This is a genomic window from Pseudomonas sp. 8209 (genome assembly GCF_028682105.1).
Taxonomy (GTDB): Bacteria; Pseudomonadota; Gammaproteobacteria; order Pseudomonadales; family Pseudomonadaceae; genus Aquipseudomonas; species Aquipseudomonas palmensis.
Genome location: NZ_JANIAH010000003.1, coordinates 171,967 through 190,039, shown reverse-complemented (window position 1 = coordinate 190,039; position 18,073 = coordinate 171,967). Strand labels below are relative to the sequence as shown.

At 64.2% G+C, this 18,073-nt stretch carries 22 protein-coding genes and 1 tRNA gene; 14 read left to right on the top strand and 9 right to left on the bottom strand.

Annotation, left to right across the window (positions count from 1 at the left end):
• Positions 1-61: 61 nt before the first annotated feature.
• The 7 genes from NP552_RS07675 to NP552_RS07645 all read right to left on the bottom strand — a co-directional run bounded on the left by NP552_RS07675 (position 62) and on the right by NP552_RS07645 (position 5,822).
• Complete coding sequence (locus NP552_RS07675) at positions 62-802, bottom strand: substrate-binding periplasmic protein (RefSeq protein ID WP_054915786.1); 741 nt, start codon at positions 800-802, stop codon at positions 62-64.
• A 124-nt stretch (positions 803-926) separates the two neighbouring features.
• Complete coding sequence (gene hisF / locus NP552_RS07670) at positions 927-1,697, bottom strand: imidazole glycerol phosphate synthase subunit HisF (protein WP_043862206.1); 771 nt, start codon at positions 1,695-1,697, stop codon at positions 927-929.
• A 10-nt stretch (positions 1,698-1,707) separates the two neighbouring features.
• Positions 1,708-2,445, bottom strand: a complete 738-nt coding sequence (hisA, locus tag NP552_RS07665; protein WP_043862207.1) for a 1-(5-phosphoribosyl)-5-[(5-phosphoribosylamino)methylideneamino]imidazole-4-carboxamide isomerase — start codon at positions 2,443-2,445, stop codon at positions 1,708-1,710.
• Between the two features lie 41 nt (positions 2,446-2,486).
• Positions 2,487-2,747 (bottom strand): DUF2164 domain-containing protein, encoded by a 261-nt coding sequence (locus NP552_RS07660; RefSeq protein ID WP_043862208.1) that lies wholly within the window; start codon positions 2,745-2,747, stop codon positions 2,487-2,489.
• On the bottom strand, positions 2,747-3,385 hold the full coding sequence (hisH, locus tag NP552_RS07655; protein WP_043862209.1) for an imidazole glycerol phosphate synthase subunit HisH: 639 nt from the start codon (positions 3,383-3,385) through the stop codon (positions 2,747-2,749). The genes NP552_RS07660 and hisH overlap by 1 nt, the downstream gene beginning before the upstream one ends.
• Positions 3,385-3,978 carry an imidazoleglycerol-phosphate dehydratase HisB gene (hisB, locus tag NP552_RS07650; protein ID WP_043862210.1) on the bottom strand — a complete coding sequence of 198 codons (594 nt, stop codon included), beginning with the start codon at positions 3,976-3,978 and terminating at the stop codon, positions 3,385-3,387. The genes hisH and hisB overlap by 1 nt, the downstream gene beginning before the upstream one ends.
• 185 nt (positions 3,979-4,163) lie before the next feature.
• Positions 4,164-5,822, bottom strand: a complete 1,659-nt coding sequence (locus NP552_RS07645; RefSeq protein ID WP_274096611.1) for an OFA family MFS transporter — start codon at positions 5,820-5,822, stop codon at positions 4,164-4,166.
• 326 nt (positions 5,823-6,148) lie between these two features.
• Between NP552_RS07645 and NP552_RS07640 the strand changes: the two genes are divergently transcribed.
• From NP552_RS07640 to NP552_RS07590, 11 genes are all read left to right on the top strand, one after another.
• Entirely contained in the window at positions 6,149-8,383 is a 2,235-nt protein-coding gene (locus tag NP552_RS07640) for an AsmA family protein (protein WP_054915789.1), read from the top strand.
• Entirely contained in the window at positions 8,380-9,447 is a 1,068-nt protein-coding gene (gene mutY, locus NP552_RS07635) for an A/G-specific adenine glycosylase (protein WP_274096610.1), read from the top strand. Before NP552_RS07640 ends, mutY begins: the two co-directional genes overlap by 4 nt.
• On the top strand, positions 9,444-9,716 hold the full coding sequence (locus tag NP552_RS07630) for an oxidative damage protection protein (RefSeq protein WP_043862214.1): 273 nt from the start codon (positions 9,444-9,446) through the stop codon (positions 9,714-9,716). Before mutY ends, NP552_RS07630 begins: the two co-directional genes overlap by 4 nt.
• A 91-nt stretch (positions 9,717-9,807) precedes the next feature.
• Positions 9,808-9,883: transfer RNA gene (locus tag NP552_RS07625), tRNA-Phe, on the top strand.
• A gap of 116 nt (positions 9,884-9,999) precedes the next feature.
• Positions 10,000-10,410 (top strand): hypothetical protein, encoded by a 411-nt coding sequence (locus NP552_RS07620; protein ID WP_054915790.1) that lies wholly within the window; start codon positions 10,000-10,002, stop codon positions 10,408-10,410.
• Between the two features lie 99 nt (positions 10,411-10,509).
• Positions 10,510-10,944: a hypothetical protein gene (locus tag NP552_RS07615; protein ID WP_043862216.1), complete on the top strand. Its 435-nt coding sequence runs from the start codon at positions 10,510-10,512 to the stop codon at positions 10,942-10,944.
• A 313-nt stretch (positions 10,945-11,257) separates the two neighbouring features.
• Complete coding sequence (locus tag NP552_RS07610) at positions 11,258-12,031, top strand: ABC transporter ATP-binding protein (RefSeq protein ID WP_054915791.1); 774 nt, start codon at positions 11,258-11,260, stop codon at positions 12,029-12,031.
• Between the two features lie 13 nt (positions 12,032-12,044).
• Positions 12,045-12,806: an ABC transporter substrate-binding protein gene (locus tag NP552_RS07605; protein WP_043862218.1), complete on the top strand. Its 762-nt coding sequence runs from the start codon at positions 12,045-12,047 to the stop codon at positions 12,804-12,806.
• A 55-nt stretch (positions 12,807-12,861) separates the two neighbouring features.
• Positions 12,862-13,557 carry an ABC transporter permease gene (locus tag NP552_RS07600; protein WP_043862219.1) on the top strand — a complete coding sequence of 232 codons (696 nt, stop codon included), beginning with the start codon at positions 12,862-12,864 and terminating at the stop codon, positions 13,555-13,557.
• Positions 13,554-14,243: an ABC transporter permease gene (locus NP552_RS07595; RefSeq protein WP_043862220.1), complete on the top strand. Its 690-nt coding sequence runs from the start codon at positions 13,554-13,556 to the stop codon at positions 14,241-14,243. Before NP552_RS07600 ends, NP552_RS07595 begins: the two co-directional genes overlap by 4 nt.
• Complete coding sequence (locus NP552_RS07590; protein WP_274096609.1) at positions 14,224-15,432, top strand: methyltransferase; 1,209 nt, start codon at positions 14,224-14,226, stop codon at positions 15,430-15,432. The genes NP552_RS07595 and NP552_RS07590 overlap by 20 nt, the downstream gene beginning before the upstream one ends.
• Positions 15,433-15,659: 227 nt before the next feature.
• On the opposite strand, the gene mdtI is transcribed toward NP552_RS07590, so the two are convergent.
• Together mdtI and NP552_RS07580 are read right to left on the bottom strand one after the other, a co-directional pair.
• Positions 15,660-15,989 carry a multidrug/spermidine efflux SMR transporter subunit MdtI gene (gene mdtI / locus NP552_RS07585; protein ID WP_043862222.1) on the bottom strand — a complete coding sequence of 110 codons (330 nt, stop codon included), beginning with the start codon at positions 15,987-15,989 and terminating at the stop codon, positions 15,660-15,662.
• Entirely contained in the window at positions 15,983-16,342 is a 360-nt protein-coding gene (locus tag NP552_RS07580; protein WP_043862223.1) for a multidrug/spermidine efflux SMR transporter subunit MdtJ, read from the bottom strand. The genes mdtI and NP552_RS07580 overlap by 7 nt, the downstream gene beginning before the upstream one ends.
• Before the next feature lie 520 nt (positions 16,343-16,862).
• On the opposite strand from NP552_RS07580, the gene NP552_RS07575 reads away from it, so the two are divergent.
• The 3 genes from NP552_RS07575 to NP552_RS07565 are packed head-to-tail and all read left to right on the top strand — an operon-like array spanning position 16,863 to position 18,055.
• A complete protein-coding gene (locus tag NP552_RS07575; RefSeq protein WP_043862224.1) occupies positions 16,863-17,441 on the top strand; it encodes a hypothetical protein in 579 nt (192 codons plus the stop codon).
• Positions 17,442-17,450: 9 nt separating this feature from the next.
• Entirely contained in the window at positions 17,451-17,657 is a 207-nt protein-coding gene (locus NP552_RS07570) for a helix-turn-helix domain-containing protein (protein WP_043862225.1), read from the top strand.
• Between the two features lie 17 nt (positions 17,658-17,674).
• A complete protein-coding gene (locus NP552_RS07565) occupies positions 17,675-18,055 on the top strand; it encodes a hypothetical protein (RefSeq protein ID WP_043862226.1) in 381 nt (126 codons plus the stop codon).
• Positions 18,056-18,073: the final 18 nt, after the last annotated feature.

The window sequence follows — 18,073 nt, the reverse complement described above, 5'->3', positions numbered from 1 at the left end:
TCACAGCGACGATCCATCACAGCAGCCCGGTGCATGGCCGCGGCACTACATAGTTAGGCGCTTACAGGTAGCGGGCGAAGGTGGCGTCGACGAAGCCTTCGTCGCGCAACTGGTCCAGGCTGTGCTGGAGCTTTTCCACCACCGCATCGGGTACCTGGCGGTTGAGTGCCAGGTACAGCTGGGCGCCGTTGAAGCGCAGCACGGTCTTGAGCTGGGTGATGCCGATCTGGCGGGCCAGGTAGCGACCGGCGGGGTCGCCGGTGGCCCACAGGTCGATCTGGCCTTCGAGCAGCTTGCGGGCGTTGTCCTGGTCGCGCAGCACGGTGATCGGCTTGAGCCCCTTGCTGCTCAGGTGCTGGGCGATGGCATCGCCTTTATAGGCACCGATCCGGTAGCCGCGCGCGTCGCCGAGGTGTTCGAGAGTGATGGGGCTGTCGGGGCGGGCCAGCAGAATCCAGTCGTCAGGGCCCAGCGGCCCGACCCACTTGAAGAGCTTTTCGCGGTCGGGTTGGCGGGCCATCACGAACACACCGTGATTGGGGCTGTTCAGGGCCTGCTGGTACACGCGTTCCCACGGGAAGCGCAGGGTCATGCTGTAGGGGATGGCGGCGCGCTTGAACATCTCGCGAACCAGGTCGGCGGCGATGCCCTGGATCTTGTCTTCGCGGGCGAAGTTCTTGCCGTCGCTGGCCATGTTGTAGGGCGGGAAGTTTTCGGTGAGCAGCACCATCGGGTCCGCGGCGCGGACGGTGGCAGCGAGGGAGAAGAGGCTGACGAGCACGACGAGCAAGCGTGTGAACATAGGATGGACCCGATTCCCTGGCGATGTGCCTGCATTACCTTAACAGCAAATGCTTCGCCGGCAAGGCCGGCTCCTACAGGTTCGCTGCAGTGTAGGAGCCGGCCTTGCCGGCGAATGCGGCCGCTCAGCGCACGCAGATGCCGCGCTGCGCCATGTAGGCCTTGGCTTCAGGCACCGTGTACTCGCCGAAGTGGAAGATGCTGGCCGCCAGCACTGCGCTGGCATGCCCTTCCAGGATGCCGTCGGCCAGGTGCTGCAGGTTGCCCACACCACCGGAGGCGATCACCGGAATGCCCAGCGCGTCGCTGATGGCGCGGGTCACGCCCAGGTCGAAGCCGCTCTTCATGCCGTCCTGGTCCATGCTGGTGAGCAGGATCTCGCCCGCGCCCAGGCCTTCCATCTTCTTCGCCCACTCCACCGCATCCAGCCCGGTAGGCTTGCGCCCGCCGTGGGTGAAGATCTCCCAGCGCGGGGTTTCGCCCGGGCCGGAGACCTTCTTGGCATCGATGGCAACCACGATGCACTGCGAGCCGAAATGCTGCGCGGCCTCGCCCACGAACTCGGGGTTGAACACCGCTGCGGTGTTGATCGAGACCTTGTCGGCACCGGCGTTGAGCAGGTTGCGGATATCCTGCACAGTGCGCACGCCGCCGCCCACGGTCAGCGGAATGAACACCTGGCTGGCCATGCGCTCGACGGTATGCAACGTGGTGTCGCGGCCATCGACGCTGGCAGTGATGTCGAGGAAGGTGATCTCGTCGGCACCCTGCTCATCGTAGCGACGGGCGATTTCCACCGGGTCGCCGGCATCACGGATGTTCTCGAACTTGACGCCCTTGACCACTCGACCGTTGTCGACGTCCAGGCAAGGGATGATGCGTTTGGCCAGCGCCATGCCGTTCTCCTCAGCCTTTGTAGCTGTCGCAGAAGGCTTGCGCCTCGGCCACATCCAGCGTGCCTTCGTAGATCGCACGGCCGGTGATGGCGCCGATGATCCCCGGTGCCCTGGCGTCGAGCAGGGCCTTGATGTCACCCAGGTTGTGGATGCCACCGGAGGCGATCACCGGGATCTTGGTGGCGGCAGCCAAAGCGGCGGTGAACGGCACGTTGCAGCCTTGCATCATGCCGTCCTTGGCGATGTCGGTGTAGACGATCGCCGAGACGCCATCGGCCTCGAAACGCTTGGCCAGGTCGATGACTTGCACCGAGCTGACCTCGGCCCAGCCGTCGGTGGCCACGAAGCCGTCCTTGGCGTCCAGGCCCACGATCACCTTGCCGGGGAACGCACGGCAGGCTTCGGCCACGAACTCGGGTTGCTTGACCGCCTTGGTGCCGATGATCACGTAGCTGACGCCGGCCTTGACGTAATGCTCGATGGTTTCCAGCGAGCGGATGCCGCCGCCGATCTGGATCGGCAGGTTCGGGTAGCGCTTGGCAATGGCAGTCACCACCTCGCCGTTGACCGGCTGGCCTTCGAAGGCACCGTTCAGGTCGACCAGGTGCAGGCGGCGGCAGCCACCGTCGACCCATTTGGCGGCCATGCTCACCGGGTCATCGGAAAATACCGTGGAATCTTCCATGCGGCCTTGGCGCAAACGTACGCAAGCACCGTCCTTGAGATCGATAGCGGGAATAATCAGCATCTGGGGAACCTGTCTATTCGGTAAACAGTGAGCTCGGGAAGTCAGTTCTTCTCGAGCGACCACAAGTCGCTTTCAATGCTTTCGAACCTCTCTTTGAGGTGCGCCTGCACATCGAAAATCGCCCTGTTGTAGTAATGCGGTGCAATCTCCTGGCTGAACAGCTCCAGCACTTCAGCCACCTCGAACGAACCCAGCTCAAGCTCGAAGCGGTCTTCGAGAAAACGCTTGAGCTTGGCCAGCGCCTCGCGCTCTTCTTCAGGCGCGAGGGTGAGGATCGGCCGCTTGGCGCGGGACTTGCCCATTACCGGCGACCATCCCAGCCGGCGAAGTTCTGCAGCAGCTGCAGGCCATGGGTATGGCTCTTCTCCGGGTGGAACTGCACGGCAAAGCGCGAGCCGTCGGCCAGCGCGGCGGCAAAGTCGACGCCATAGTGACCACTGCCCGCCACCTGCGCCGCGTTGGCGGCGGTGATGTAGTAGCTGTGCACGAAGTAGAAGCGCGCACGGTCGGGGATGTCGTGCCACAGCGGGTGGTCGATGGCCTGGGATACTTCGTTCCAGCCCATGTGCGGCACCTTAAGGTGCTCGCCGTCCTCGTGCAGGCCCTTGCCGAAGAAGCGCACATTGCCCGGGAACAGGCCGATGCAATCGACGCCGTCGTTCTCTTCGCTGTGGTCGAGCAGGGCCTGCATGCCCACGCAGATGCCGAGGAAGGGGCGGTCCTGGCTGACTTCACGCACCAGGCTGTCGAAGCCCAGGCGGCGAATCTCGGCCATGCAGTCGCGGATCGCGCCCACACCCGGGAACACCACGCGGTCGGCCTCGCGGATCACCGCAGCATCGCTGGTGATCAGCACCTTGCCGGCGCCCACGTGCTCCAGGGCCTTGGCCACCGAGTGCAGGTTGCCCATGCCGTAGTCGATAACGGCTACCGTCTGCATTACAGGCAGCCCTTGGTCGACGGCATCTGGCCGGCCATGCGTTCGTCCAGCTCGATGGCCATGCGCAGTGCGCGGCCGAAGGCCTTGAACACGGTCTCGATCTGGTGGTGGGTGTTGTGCCCGCGCAGGTTGTCGATGTGCAGCGAGACGTTGGCGTGGTTGACGAAGCCCTGGAAGAATTCCTGGAACAGGTCGACGTCGAAACCGCCCACGGTGGCGCGGGTGAAGGGCACGTGCATCTCCAGGCCCGGGCGGCCGGAGAAGTCGATGACCACGCGCGACAGCGCCTCGTCCAGCGGCACGTAGGCATGGCCGTAGCGGCGGATGCCCTTCTTGTCGCCGATGGCCTGGTTGAATGCCTGGCCCAGGGTGATACCGACGTCTTCGACGGTATGGTGATCGTCGATGTGCAGGTCGCCCTTGCACTCGATGTCCAGATCGATCAGCCCATGTCGGGCGATCTGGTCGAGCATGTGTTCGAGGAAAGGCACACCGATATCGAATCGGGCCTTGCCGCTGCCATCCAGGTTAATCGAGGCCTTGATCTGGGTTTCCAGAGTATTGCGCTCGACGCTAGCCGTACGTTCGACCATCACCAGCTCCGCAAAATCATTGGGCGAAAAAGGTGTCCATTATAGGCCTAGATACGCGTGGCTTGGAACGAAGAAGACAGTTGGCGGGGAATTTGCGTCAGCAGTACCGGCCTCATCGCGGGTCAAGCCCGCTCCCACACGGTCAGCAGAGATCCTTGTAGGAGCGGGCTTGACCCGCGATGCCTTTAATGGAACAGCACCGCAGTCTTCTGCAGGGTCACCCACACCCCCCACGCCAGCGGAATGCCCACCACCAGCCACGCGGCAATCACTAGCGGCCGGCTGCCCGGCGCGGCCTTCCACTCCAGCACGGTGCTGCCATTGGCGCCCTTGTCGTGCCCCAGCGCCTGTTCGGCCGCCAGTTGCGCATCGGTCATGAAGTACTTGTCGGCCACCGGCCGCACCAGCGCGTTGCACAAAAAGCCCAGCGCCAGCAGCCCGGCCAGGATGTACAGGGTCATGTCATACGCCGCCGCCCGCTCCACGCCCATCTCCAGCTGATATTCGCGCAGGTAGGTGATCAGCACCGGGCCCAGCACCCCGGCTGCCGCCCAGGCGGTCAGCAGGCGACCGTGAATGGCGCCCACCATCTGCGTGCCGAACAGATCGGCCAGGTACGCCGGCACCGTGGCGAAGCCGCCACCGTACATCGACAGGATGATGCAGAACGCCGCCACGAACAGCGCGATGTTGCCCAGGTGGCCCATGTTCGGGATCAGCGCATACAGCGCCACGCCTAGGGCGAAGAAGGCAAAATAGGTGTTCTTGCGCCCGATGTAGTCGGAGAACGAGGCCCAGAAGAAACGCCCGCCGATGTTGAACAGGCTCAGCAACCCGGTGAAGCCCGCGGCAATGGCGGCAATCTGTGCCAGTTGCGTGGCATCCAGCTGGCTGAAGCTCAGGTCGTTGCCCAGTAGCTTGCCGGCGAACACTTCCTGCAGCAGCGGCGAGGCCATGCCCAGAATGCCGATGCCGGCCGACACGTTAAGGCACAGCACCAGCCAGATCAGCGCGAACTGCGGCGTCTTCCACGCCACGCTGACGTGCACGTGGCGGTGGGTGATCATCGCGTTGCCGGCCTTTTTCTGCGGCGCGCTCCAGCCTTCGGGCTTCCAGCCGGTGGGCGGCACGCGGTAGGCCAGGGCGCCGCCGAGCATGAACACGAAGTAGATCAGCGCCATCACCACGAAGCTCTGCCACACGCCCACCCCGTCAGGGCCGGCGAAGTGGCTCATCAGCGCCGCCGCCAGTGGCGCGCCGACCATGGCGCCACCGCCAAAGCCCATGATCGCCATGCCGGTGGCCATGCCGCGCTTGTCCGGGAACCACTTGATCAGCGTCGATACCGGCGAAATGTAGCCCAGCCCCAGGCCGATACCGCCGATCACGCCACTGCCCAGCCACATCAGCCACAGCTGGTGGGTGTACACCCCCAGCGCCGACATCAGCAGGCCACCGCACCAGCACAGGGTCGAGACCACCCCGGCCTTGCGCGGCCCGGCATGCTCCAGCCAGCCGCCCCAGATGGCCGCCGAACAACCGAGGAACACGAAGAACAGCGTGTAGATCCAGCTCAGCATCGAGATCGGCCAGTCGCACTCGGCGGTGAACAGGCGCCCCACGAAGCTCATCTCCGGCGCACACGCCACCGGCGCACTGATACCGATGGCCTGCGACAGCGGCAGCCAGAACACCGAAAAGCCATAGGCCATGCCGATGCACAGGTGAATGGCCAGGGCCGCCGGTGGCACCAGCCAGCGGTTGAAACCGGCCCTGGCGACAATGCGTTCCTTGGACAGGAAGCCGGGCGTACTGGCGATGCCGCCCACCGTAGTGCTGCTCATTGTTGTTCCCCTCGTGATATGGATGCTCCACCGACCAGGCCTGCTGCCTGCGACTTTGGCTGCCAGGGGCAGCACGTCGTTTATCTGGCAACCGGCCCTTTGACGCGACAATCGGCCGCAACGGGACCGTGGAGGCGCGAGAGAGTACCATTCGCCGCACTCGCTGAAATTAGGCTGATACTGTGGTTTTTGCGAAAACTGATACCCCCGTGTCAGGAACTGCCCCGCCGGTTGCTGTCCAAACCCGGGTCGCGCCGCGCCCGCGCGCCCTGCACGGGGCTATACTCTGCGGCTGAATTTTACAATCGGACTACAAGGACTCGCCCATGAAAGCGTTCGGCAAAATCCTGGGGCTGGTGATACTCGGGTTGTTGCTGATCATTGTGGCGCTGGGCTTTGCCCTGACCCACCTCTTCGATCCCAACGACTACAAAGACGAGATCCGCCAGCTGGCACGCGACAAGGCCCACGTCGAGCTGACGCTCAACGGCGACATCGGCTGGAGCCTGTTCCCGTGGCTGGGGCTGGAACTGCACGAGGCGAGCATCGCCACGCTCAACAATCCCAAGGTGCCATTCGCCGACCTGCAGATGCTCGGCCTGTCGGTGCGTGTACTGCCGCTGCTGCGCCGTGAAGTGCAGATGAGCGACGTGCGCGTCGAGGGCCTTAACCTGACCCTGGCCCGCGACGAGCACGGCCACGGCAACTGGGAAGACATCGGCAAGCCGCTGCCGGCCGCCACCCCAGCTGCACCGGCCGAAGGCAGCGCCGGCACACCGGCCCCAGGCGAGGCCCCGGCCAAGCCGGCCGCCGCCGAGCGCCCGGTCAAGCTGGACATCGACAGCCTCACCGTGAACAACGCCAAGGTGCAGTACAGCGATGCGCAAAGCGGCCAGAGTTTCAGCGCCGAGAGCATCCAGCTGAGCACCGGCGCGGTTCACGAAGGGGTCAACATTCCGCTGACCATGACCGCCTTCTTCAGCGCTGGCCAGCCGGCCCTGCGCGCCCGCACCGAGCTCAAGGGCGAGCTGCGCTTCGACCGTGCGCTCAAGCGCTATCAGTTCGAAGACATGAAGCTCAGTGGCGAAGCCTCCGGCGAGCCGCTGCAGGGCAAGACCATGACCTTCGCCGCCCAGGGCCAGTTGCTGGTGGACATGGCCGCGAACGTCGCCGAATGGAACGGCCTGAAGCTGTCGGCCAACCAGCTGCGCGCCCTGGGCGAGCTGAACGTGCGTGACCTGAACAGCACGCCCAAGCTCACCGGCGGCCTGTCCATCGCCCAGCTCGACCTGCGCACGTTCCTCGACAGCGTCGGCGTGGCAGTGCCACCGATGGCCGATGCCGCCACCCTGGGCAAGTTCGAGCTGGTCAGCCGCCTGGAAGGCAGCCCCACCCGCCTGGCTCTGGAAGACCTGGCAGTGAAGCTCGACGACAGCACCTTCACCGGCCGCCTGGCGGTGGATGACTTCGCCAAGCAAGCCCTGCGCGTGCAGCTAAAAGCCGACACGTTCAATGCCGACCGCTACCTGCCGGCCAAGAGCGAGGCCGCCACCGGCGCCAAGGCCGCGCGCCAGGCCGAGGTGCAGCAGAATGAAGCCGGTGCGCTGGCCGGAGCCGGCACCACACCGCTGCCGGACGCACCCACCAAGACCGCCTGGAGCACCGACAAGCTGCTGCCGGTGGACCGCCTGCGCGTACTCGACCTGCAGGCAGACCTGAGCTTCGGCGTGCTCACCCTTGAACAGCTGCCTATCCAGAACGCCGTGCTCAAGGCCCGTGGCCAGGGTGGCCTGATCACCCTGGACACCCTGCAGGGCGGCCTCTACAACGGCGACTTCGCTACCAAGGGCACCCTCGACGTGCGCCCTGCGGTACCGCAGATCGGCCTGAGTACCCAGGTCAACCGCGTACCGGTGGAGCACTTCATCAAGAGCCAGACCGACACCCCGCCGGTCAAGGGCCTGCTGACCCTGAGCAGCAACCTGACCGGCAGCGGCAACAGCCAGAAGGCGCTGATCGACACCCTCAATGGCAACGCCAGCTTCGTCATCAACAACGGTGTGCTGGTCAATGCCAACCTCGAGCAGCAGCTGTGCCAGGGCATCGCCACCCTCAACCGCAAGGCCCTGAGCGGCGAACCACGCGGCAAGGACACCCCGTTCCAGGAACTCAAGGGCAGCCTGGTGCTGCGCAACGGCGTGGCCAGCAACCCGGACCTGAAGGTGCGCATCCCGGGCCTGACCGTCAACGGCCACGGCGACCTCGACCTGCGCGTGCTGGGCATGGACTACCGCGTGGGCGTGATCGTCGAGGGCGACAAGCGCGACATGCCCGACCCGGCCTGCCAGGTCAACGAGCGCTACGTGGGGCTGGAGTTCCCGCTGCGCTGCCGTGGCCCGCTGGAGCTGGGTGCCAAGGCCTGCCGCGTGGACAAGGATGGCCTGGGCAAGCTGGCCGGCAAGGCGCTGGGCAACAAGCTGCAGGAAAAGCTCAACGAAAAGCTGGGTGACAAGGTCAGTCCCGAACTCAAAGACGCACTCAAGGGCCTGTTCAAACGATGAATCCCGAGCAGTTTTCCAGCGCCGTGCTGGAATGGTACGACCGTAACGGCCGCCACGACCTGCCCTGGCAACAGGGCATCACCCCGTACCGGGTGTGGGTGTCGGAGATCATGCTGCAACAGACCCAGGTGAGCACCGTGCTCAACTACTTCGGGCGCTTCATGCAAGCCCTGCCCAGCGTCGAGGCCCTGGCCGCGGCGCCGGAGGACGAGGTGCTGCACCTGTGGACCGGGCTGGGCTACTACACCCGCGCGCGCAACCTGCAGAAGACCGCGAAGATCGTGGTGGAGCAGTACGCCGGCCAATTCCCGCGCGATGTCGAGAAGCTCACCGAGCTGCCCGGCATCGGCCTGTCCACTGCCGGGGCAATCGCCAGCATCAGCATGGGCCTGCGTGCGCCGATCCTGGACGGCAACGTCAAGCGCGTGCTGGCCCGCTACACCGCGCAGGAAGGCTACCCGGGCGAGCCCAAGGTGGCCAAGGCGCTGTGGGCCAACGCCGAGCGCTTTACCCCCCACAGCCGGGTCAACCACTACACCCAGGCGATGATGGACCTGGGCGCCACCCTGTGCACGCGCAGCAAGCCCAGTTGCCTGCTGTGCCCGCTGGAGCGCGGCTGCGAGGCGCACATGCTCGGCCAGGAGATCCGCTACCCGATCCCCAAGCCGCGCAAGACCCTGCCCCAGCGCAGCACACTGATGCCGCTGCTGGCCAACAACGAGGGCGCCATCCTGCTGTACCGGCGCCCGTCCAGCGGCCTGTGGGGCGGTTTGTGGAGCCTGCCGGAGCTGGACAGCCTCGACGACCTGCAACACCTGGCCGAGCAGCACGGGGTGAACCTGGGCGAGCCCGTGGCGCTGGACAGCCTGATCCACACCTTCAGCCACTTCCAGCTGGCGATCCAACCCTGGCTGGTGCCGGTGGCCCCCCAGGGTGACCACGTGGCCGAGGCCGACTGGCTCTGGTATAACCTCGCCACCCCGCCGCGCCTGGGCCTTGCTGCCCCGGTCAAGAAACTGCTCAAACGCGCGGCCCACGTATTGAATGCAGGAGAGTCGTCATGACCCGCACCGTAATGTGCCGCAAGTACAAAGAAGAGCTGCCTGGCCTGGAGCGCCCGCCGTATCCCGGCGCCAAGGGCCAGGACATTTTCGAGCATATCTCGCAGAAGGCCTGGGCCGACTGGCAGAAGGAACAGACCATGCTGATCAACGAGAAGCGCCTGAACATGATGAACGCCGAGGACCGCAAGTACCTCCAGGGCGAGATGGACAAGTTCTTCTCCGGCGAAGAATACGAGAAGGCCGAAGGCTACGTGCCGCCTGCCGAATAACCCCGGAAATTCGTAAGCGACGGAATTAATTTAATAAATTTTCAAAAAGTCGTTGACGCAAATCCGAAAAACGCTTTTAATGCGCCCCGTTGCCCAGATAGCTCAGTCGGTAGAGCAGGGGATTGAAAATCCCCGTGTCGGCGGTTCGATTCCGTCTCTGGGCACCACTAATACCGAAAAGCCCCAAGCGAAGTGATTCCTTGGGGTTTTTTATTGCCTGCGATTTGGTGCTCCCCAGGTCGTCACCTTCGCCGGCCAGGCCGGCGCCTACCAGGGTTCATGGATGAAAAGGCTTGTGATGACGGCGCTTGCGCTGGTGTGCCTGAACGGTTGCGTCGGCTTCAAGTCCGCCTCGCCCCAGACCCGCGTCGAAAAGACCGACACCTACCGCCAGCTGCTCGGCCGTGATATCACCCCGCACATCACCCGCACCGAACGTTCCGAAGCCACCCGGGAATGGTGCGGCATCAGCCTGTGGCTGGTGGTGCTGCCCGTGCCGCTGAAGCTGCCGGTGTGCTCGACCTACACCGAAGCCGCGTTCGGCCACGACAGGTTCGGCGACGAGCGCGTGCTGATGTACACCACCCACAGCGTCGACAAGAACCCCTACCTCAATGCCTGCGGCCCGTTCATGTTCCTGGCGCCGATCATGCACGGCTATGAAGGCAATGCGCTGTGCGGGCGGCTGCCCTAGCGGCACGCCCCTGCTGCACGCGGCGACACAGGCTTGGGTTTGCCGAGGGAGTGAGGTTCAATAGCGCCACGCATCACCTTCTTTCAAGGATTACCCGCAATGGCTTCCAGCAGCAAACAGCAAAAACGCGCCAAGCGCGCCGCCAGCAAGGCCCGCGAGAACCGCATGGTACGCAGCGGCCAGGCGGTCAAGAGCAGCGGCGAGAGCGCCAGCGCCAGCGTCGAGCAAGTGTTCACCAAGGCCATGGAATCGGGCAGCTACACCGCGCTGTTCGAAAAGATGAAACAGGCACAGGACACCGGCCTGGCCTCGATGATTGCCGTGTTCCTGGTCGACCCGCTGCTGGCCCTGGTGCTCAAGGGGCACAAGGAAGAACACTCCACCGACTACATCTGCAAGGTGTTCTGCGCCTACCGCCACTGGCTGGACGGCACCGAAGAGGCCCAAGCGATGCAGTGGCTGGAGAGCGACGAGTTCCAGGACGCCTATGTGCAGGCCTCGGAGATCGTCTCCAAGCAGAAGAAATTCGGTTGAGCAACGACCCGGGCTGCGCCGCAGCCCAGGGCCGGCAAAACCCCCGGATGCTGTGCAACCGGTCAAAAACGGCTTTCCAGCATCGGCCAAAACTGGCACCATCGCGCCTTTTTTCATCACGGCTACGGCCCGTGGAAATGGGGTGCGCGGTCATCCGCGCGACAGTCCGCTGCATCGATGCGACACCCACCTGCCCACAGGCCCTTCGCCCCACCCGCCGTTGTTGGCTGTCGTTCGAGCGCTATGCTAGCGTTGCGCCTCGCCAGGAAGGCCGACAACAGCAGGCACGCACCAGAACTCAAGAGGACCGCACATGGCCCAGGCCACGCCCGCGCTGGAAATCCGCAACCTGCACAAGCGCTACGGCGCGCAGGAGATTCTCAAGGGCATTTCGCTGACCGCCCGCGACGGCGACGTGATTTCGATCCTGGGATCGTCCGGTTCCGGCAAGTCCACCTTGCTGCGCTGCATCAACCTGCTGGAAAACCCCCACGAAGGCCAGATCCTGGTCGCCGGTGAAGAGCTCAGGCTCAAGGCCGGCAAGAACGGCGAACTGGTCGCCGCCGACAACAGGCAGATCAACCGCCTGCGCAGCGAGATCGGCTTCGTGTTCCAGAACTTCAACCTGTGGCCGCACATGAGCGTGCTCGACAACATCATCGAGGCGCCGCGCCGGGTGCTCGGCCAGAGCAAGGCCGAGGCCATCGAGCACGCCGAGGCGCTGCTGGACAAGGTCGGCATCCACAACAAGCGCCACAGCTACCCGGCCGAACTCTCCGGCGGCCAGCAGCAGCGTGCCGCCATTGCGCGCACCCTGGCGATGAAGCCCAAGGTCATTCTGTTCGACGAGCCCACCTCGGCGCTGGACCCGGAAATGGTCCAGGAAGTGCTCAACGTGATCCGCGCGCTGGCCGAAGAAGGCCGTACCATGCTACTGGTTACCCATGAAATGAGCTTCGCCCGGCAGGTGTCCAGTGAAGTCATCTTCCTGCACCAGGGCCTGGTGGAAGAGCAAGGATCGCCGCAGCAGGTTTTCGAAAACCCGAACTCGGCGCGTTGTAAACAATTCATGTCCAGCAACCGCTAACGGAGCAACACGCATGCAGAACTACAAGAAATTCCTCCTGGCCGCTGCCGCCACCCTGGTGTTCTCGGCCAACGCCATGGCCGCCGAAAAGCTGAAAATGGGCATCGAAGCGGCCTACCCGCCCTTCAACAACAAGGATGCCAGCGGCCAGGTCGTAGGCTTCGACAAGGACATCGGCGACGCCCTGTGCGCCAAGATGAAGGTCGAATGCGAAGTGGTCACCTCCGACTGGGACGGCATCATCCCGGCCCTGAACGCCAAGAAGTTCGACTTCCTGATCTCGTCGCTGTCGATCACCGACGAGCGCAAGCAGGCCGTTGACTTCACCGACCCGTACTATTCCAACAAGCAGCAGTTCATCGCCCCGAAAAACGTCGACTTCAAGACCGACCGCGCCTCGCTCAAGGGCAAGACCATCGGCACCCAGCGCGCCACCCAGGCCGCAACCTGGCTGGACGACAACGGCGGCATGGACGGCGACTTCAAGGTCAACCTGTACGACGGCCAGGAAAACGCCTACCTGGACCTGACCTCCGGCCGCCTGGACGCCATCCTGGCCGACAAGTACGCCAACTACGACTGGCTCAAGTCCGATGCCGGCAAGAACTACGAGTTCAAGGGCGACCCGGTCAACGAGAGCGACAAGGTCGGCATTGCCGTGCGCAAGGGTGACACCCAGCTGCGCGACAGGCTGAACGCCGCCCTCAAGGAAATCGTTGCCGACGGCACCTACAAGAAGATCAACGACAAGTACTTCCCTTTCAGCATCTATTGATTCGCCCGACCGGCACCGCCCCTGCGGCGGTGCCCGTCCCTGAACAAGCCTGCCCATGAATATTGATCTCTACGGATTCGGTCCGGCCCTGGCGGCTGGCACCCTGATGACCGTGCAACTGGCGCTGTCGGCCCTGTGCCTGGGGCTGGTGCTGGGGTTGCTCGGCGCCCTGGCCAAGACCTCGCCGTACAAGCCGCTGCAGTGGCTTGGCGGTTTCTACTCGACCCTGGTGCGCGGCGTGCCCGAGCTGCTGTGGGTGTTGCTGATCTACTTCGGCACCGTCAGCCTGATGAGCAAGCTGGGCGACCTCCTGAATATTCCCGGCCTTGAGCTGAGCGCCTTTGCTGCCGGCGTGATCGCTCTGGGCCTGTGCTTCGGTGCCTATGCCACCGAAGTGTTCCGTGGCGCGATCCTGGCCATCCCCAAAGGCCACCGCGAAGCGGGCCTGGCCCTGGGCCTGTCCAAGGCGCGGATCTTCTCGCGGCTGATCCTGCCGCAGATGTGGCGCATCGCCCTGCCCGGCCTGGGCAACCTGTTCATGATCCTGATGAAGGACACCGCGCTGGTGTCGGTGATCGGCCTTGAAGAGATCATGCGCCACTCGCAGGTGGCCGTGACCGTCACCAAGCAGCCGTTCACCTTCTACATGGTGGCGGCAATCATCTACCTGGGCCTGACCATCCTTGCGATGATCGGCATGCACTTCCTGGAAAAACGCGCCGCACGCGGCTTCGCGAGGGCCAACCAATGAACTGGGAAGTGATCATCAAGTGGCTGCCACGCCTGGCCCAGGGCGCAACCCTGACCCTGGAGCTGGTGGCCATCGCGGTCATCGCCGGGCTGATCCTGGCCATCCCGCTGGGCATCGCCCGCTCCTCGCGCCACTGGTACGTGCGCGCGCTGCCGTATGGCTACATCTTCTTCTTCCGTGGCACGCCGCTGCTGGTGCAGCTGTTTCTGGTGTACTACGGCATGGCGCAGTTCGAGATCGTGCGCAACAGCGCCCTGTGGCCGTACCTGCGCGATCCGTTCTGGTGCACCGTACTGACCATGACCCTGCACACTGCCGCCTACATCGCCGAGATCCTGCGGGGCGCGCTGCAGGCCATCCCGCGCGGGGAGATCGAGGCGGCGCGGGCGCTGGGCATGTCCCGGGCCAAGGCGCTGTTCTACATCATGCTGCCGCGCGCGGCGCGCATCGGCCTGCCGGCCTACAGCAACGAAGTGATCCTGATGCTCAAGGCCAGCGCCCTGGCCAGTACCGTGACCCTGCTGGAACTGACCGGCATGGCACGCACGATCATCGCGCGCACCTACCTGCCGGTGGAGATCTTCTTTGCCGCCGGCCTGTTCTACCTGCTGATCTCGTTCCTGCTGGTGCAGGGCTTCAAGGTGCTCGAGCGCTGGTTGCGGGTCGATGCCTGCCAGGGCCGCTGAGGTACTGCAGGGCGAGCCACTGCATAGCCGCTTCCAGGCCCTTAACAGCTTTTTGCTGGAGCACCAGGGCCTGTGGCGGCCGCGGCCGTTTACCCAGCTGCACCTGCCGTGGGAGCGCGAGCACCCCGCCCTGAGCCACTGGCTGCGCCAGCGGCCGCTGAGCGAGGCCGATACCCCGCCTGAACACGCCCCCGCACCTTATCCACAGCTGGCCGCCCAGTGCCAGGCGCTGTCGGCGGTGGGCGGGTTATCCACCATCGAGCTGGCCCCTGCCAACCCGCGCCTGAACGTGGACGTGCCAGGGCGCAAATGGCAGCAGATCGAGGCCTTTGCCGGGCGCCTTGATTTTGCCCGCCAGCCCACGCACTGGCTGGACTGGTGTGCGGGCAAGGGGCATCTGGGCCGGCGCCTGCTGGGCCCGGCGCAGCAACTGACCTGCCTGGAATACGACCCGGCGCTGGTGTTGGCCGGCGAACAGCTCAGCCAGCACCACCGCTTGCCTGCGGAGCATCGCCTGCAGGACGTGATGGCCGCCGATGCTGCCACCCAACTGGGCAGCCAGCACACCGCCGTTGCGCTGCATGCCTGCGGCGACCTGCACGTGCGCCTGATGCAACTGGCCAGCGCTGGCGGCTGCCGTCAGCTGGCGATTGCGCCGTGCTGCTACAACCGTATCAGCGCAGCGCACTACCAAGCGTTATCCACAGCCGCTCAAGCTTCGACGTTGAGCCTGTCGGTCGACGACCTGGGCCTGCCGCTGAGCGAAACCGTCACCGCCGGCAACCGCGTGCGCCGCCAGCGTGACGCGTCGATGGCGCGGCGCCTGGGCTTCGACCTGCTGCAACGCGAGGTTCGCGGCTGCGACAGCTACCTGCCCACCCCTTCGCTGCCCAGCCACTGGCTGCACAAGCCCTTCGCCCAGTACTGCCAGGACCTGGCCGAACTCAAGGGGCTGCAGGTAACGGGTGCGCCCGACTGGGCGGCACTGGAACAGGCTGGCTGGGCGCGACTGGCCCGGGTGCGCAACCTTGAACAGGTGCGCAACCTGTTCCGCCGCCCGCTGGAGCTATGGCTGGTGTTGGATCGCGCACTGTACCTGGGCGAACAGGGCTTCGAGGTGCGCGTTGGCAGCTTCTGCCCCTACCCTCTCACGCCTCGGAATCTGATGCTTCTGGCCGAACGCAGCTGACGCGCAAACCTGTGGATAAGTCTGTGCGCAACATTTTGATGAATCGCTGAAAAAGCCGCCCGACAAGGGCTGGCGACAGCTGGTCATTTTTTGTTCACCTTCTAAACCTGAGCAAAAACAGCCATTTGCGCAAAGACGAACGGGCTGGCCACTGGCGATGCACTACGCGCCGAGTTGGCATGCAGCTTGTGCATAAGCATTTTCGCGAATGGCTCTAAGGGCTGCGATCAGGCCAGTTTCAGCAGGCCCATGCCGCCCAGCAGAAGCAGCAGGCCAAGCCAGCCGCGGCCGGCCAGGCGCTGGCCGAACAGGGCCCAGCCCATGGCCACGGTGGCAAGAATGCCGAAGCCGCCCCAGATGGCGTAGGCCATCGACAGGGGGATGTCCTTGACCGCCTGGGCCAGCGCCGTGAAGGCAGCCAGCACGCAGACGATCGACGCCGCCGCGACCCAGCGCTTGCGCAGGCCATCGGAGTACTTGAGCAGCAGGTTGGCGAGCACCTCGAGCACGATGGCCAGTGCCAGCCAGGCAAAGGGGATCACTTGCAGGCTCAGCATGGCAGGGCCTCCCCGGTGGTTTCACGGCGGGCGCTGCGGGTACCGGACTTGATCAGCAGGATACCCGCGATCATCACGCCCAGGCCCAGGGCCTTGAGCAGGCCGATGCTTTCACCCAGCCAGGTGACGCTGACCACGGTGATCAGCACGATGCCGATGCCTTCCCACAGGGCGTAGGCCACACCCAGCGGCACGCGCTTCACGGCGAGCGCGAGGAAGCCGTAGGACAGGCCGATCATGGCGTACATGAGGGCGTGACCGAGAATCGGCGAATGATCGGCGGCGAATTTCATCGACGTGGTGCCGATCACTTCGGCCACGATGGCGATGAACAGATAGATCCAGGAACGCATGGTGCCCTCCCATGGGCATTACGAAAAACGCGAGGGGCTGACGGGGGCGTCAGCGAAAAAGCCGGGGTTTGGGAGGGTGGCGCTAGAGGTCGCCGGTCCAGTGACGTTCACGGGAAACCAGGCGGGAGGTGAGGAGCGGCAACGCTTGAGTGTTCAACATAATGCACAACAAATTAGCTGAGGGCATTGTGGAAGTCAAATCGATAGAGAATGACTAATGAATTTTGCTGCGGATTATTCGTTATTTGGTGAAAGCCCCTGAAAGCTGGCTGCAAGGCCCGTAAATTATAATTCCCAAATCCGGCGTAGCCTGTAAGGCCCAATCGCGGGTCAAGCCCGCTCCCACAAGGTTGGCGGCGATCCCTGTGGGAGCGGGCTTGACCCGCGAAGGCTGCAACGCTGACCCCGCCCCCCTGCGAGTCAAATCGCCACACCACCTCATCCCACACCAATTAATTATTGTACTGCGATAATTTTTGCTCAATAATCCGCCCCGTTCAAACCAGACCAAGGAAAAACCATGAACAGCAAAACAGTGGCCTACGCACGCTCGCGTCTGCGTGCAATCGGTGCCTTTGCGGCGTTGCTGGCGTGGGGGACGGCGCTGGCCGAATTTGGCTGCAATGCCTGGTTCTGGCTTTTCGACCGGCACGACGTGCTGGCCGCCTACCTGCAAAGCTTCGCCGACCAGATGCCCCTGCTGGTGGCGCCGGGCTTCCAGCCCAGCGTCCTGGCCCAGGCACTGGTCATCACCCTGGACATGATCCCGGCCAGCCTGTCGGTATTGGCCCTGTACCTCACCGGCCTGTTCTTCATCCGCCTGTCGCGCGGGCAGACGTGGACGGCCTCCAACATCAAGCTGCTGTGGTGGGTGGGCCTGCTGTGCATCGGCCTGCCGTTGCTGTGGCCGGTGATCGCCACCTTGCAGGGCCTGGCCTTCTGCATCGACCTGCCGCCAGGCGAAAGGAGCTTCAGCGTGGGGATCGGTGTATCATCCGCGGCGGTTTACGAGATCATGAAGGGCATATTGCTGTGTGCCTTCTCCCTCCTCATGCGTGACGCCAAGACCATCAGCGATGAACACAACTGTTATGTCTAGCCTAGCCCCATGCCGATAATCATCAGGCTCGACGTCGTGATGGCCCGGAACAAGATCCGTTCCAAGGACCTGGCCGAGATTATTGGCATTACCGAAGCTAACTTATCGTTGCTGAAGAACGGCAAGATCAAGGGTTTCAAGATCGAGACCCTGGAGAAGCTGTGTCGCGCGCTGAAGTGCCAGCCGGGAGACCTGCTGGAATTCAGCGAGGACTGAACAAGGAACACCCTCTCGTGAGCATCACCTTTCACTGGCGCGCAGCGCTGCTGCTGGCCGCCGGCCTGCTGGGCGGCTGTGGGCCGAGCTACACCTATCGCTATTCGCCACCGCCGAGCCAGCACGGCATGCAGTGCATCAGCGCGTGCTCGCAGCAGCGCAACTACTGCGGGCAACTGGCACGCATGCAGGACAACGCCAACCAGGCCCTGTACCAGTCCGAGATGCGCAGTTACCAGTACTGCCAGCAGGGCAAGAGCAAGAAGGATGCGCGGCGCAGTTGCTACTACCCGAGCTACCCCTACAGCGCGGGGCTGTCGAGTGATTGCGGGCGCGAGTACGACCAGTGCTACCAGGGTTGTGGCGGCACGATTCACCGAATATTGAACAAGGACTGACGGCTTGCGGGCCGCATG

Coding starts and splice junctions, on each gene's coding strand:
- NP552_RS07600 (WP_043862219.1), top strand. CDS start 12,862: ATGAATATTGATCTCTACGGATTCGGTCCGGCCCTGGCGGCTGGCACC.
- NP552_RS07575 (WP_043862224.1), top strand. CDS start 16,863: ATGAACAGCAAAACAGTGGCCTACGCACGCTCGCGTCTGCGTGCAATC.
- NP552_RS07640 (WP_054915789.1), top strand. CDS start 6,149: ATGAAAGCGTTCGGCAAAATCCTGGGGCTGGTGATACTCGGGTTGTTG.
- NP552_RS07610 (WP_054915791.1), top strand. CDS start 11,258: ATGGCCCAGGCCACGCCCGCGCTGGAAATCCGCAACCTGCACAAGCGC.
- hisF (WP_043862206.1), bottom strand. CDS start 1,697: ATGGCGCTGGCCAAACGCATCATCCCTTGCCTGGACGTCGACAACGGT.
- hisA (WP_043862207.1), bottom strand. CDS start 2,445: ATGCTGATTATTCCCGCTATCGATCTCAAGGACGGTGCTTGCGTACGT.
- mutY (WP_274096610.1), top strand. CDS start 8,380: ATGAATCCCGAGCAGTTTTCCAGCGCCGTGCTGGAATGGTACGACCGT.
- NP552_RS07595 (WP_043862220.1), top strand. CDS start 13,554: ATGAACTGGGAAGTGATCATCAAGTGGCTGCCACGCCTGGCCCAGGGC.
- hisB (WP_043862210.1), bottom strand. CDS start 3,978: ATGGTCGAACGTACGGCTAGCGTCGAGCGCAATACTCTGGAAACCCAG.
- NP552_RS07570 (WP_043862225.1), top strand. CDS start 17,451: ATGCCGATAATCATCAGGCTCGACGTCGTGATGGCCCGGAACAAGATC.
- NP552_RS07580 (WP_043862223.1), bottom strand. CDS start 16,342: ATGCGTTCCTGGATCTATCTGTTCATCGCCATCGTGGCCGAAGTGATC.
- NP552_RS07590 (WP_274096609.1), top strand. CDS start 14,224: ATGCCTGCCAGGGCCGCTGAGGTACTGCAGGGCGAGCCACTGCATAGC.
- NP552_RS07660 (WP_043862208.1), bottom strand. CDS start 2,747: ATGGGCAAGTCCCGCGCCAAGCGGCCGATCCTCACCCTCGCGCCTGAA.
- mdtI (WP_043862222.1), bottom strand. CDS start 15,989: ATGCTGAGCCTGCAAGTGATCCCCTTTGCCTGGCTGGCACTGGCCATC.
- NP552_RS07620 (WP_054915790.1), top strand. CDS start 10,000: ATGAAAAGGCTTGTGATGACGGCGCTTGCGCTGGTGTGCCTGAACGGT.
- NP552_RS07605 (WP_043862218.1), top strand. CDS start 12,045: ATGCAGAACTACAAGAAATTCCTCCTGGCCGCTGCCGCCACCCTGGTG.
- NP552_RS07645 (WP_274096611.1), bottom strand. CDS start 5,822: ATGAGCAGCACTACGGTGGGCGGCATCGCCAGTACGCCCGGCTTCCTG.
- hisH (WP_043862209.1), bottom strand. CDS start 3,385: ATGCAGACGGTAGCCGTTATCGACTACGGCATGGGCAACCTGCACTCG.
- NP552_RS07615 (WP_043862216.1), top strand. CDS start 10,510: ATGGCTTCCAGCAGCAAACAGCAAAAACGCGCCAAGCGCGCCGCCAGC.
- NP552_RS07675 (WP_054915786.1), bottom strand. CDS start 802: ATGTTCACACGCTTGCTCGTCGTGCTCGTCAGCCTCTTCTCCCTCGCT.
- NP552_RS07630 (WP_043862214.1), top strand. CDS start 9,444: ATGACCCGCACCGTAATGTGCCGCAAGTACAAAGAAGAGCTGCCTGGC.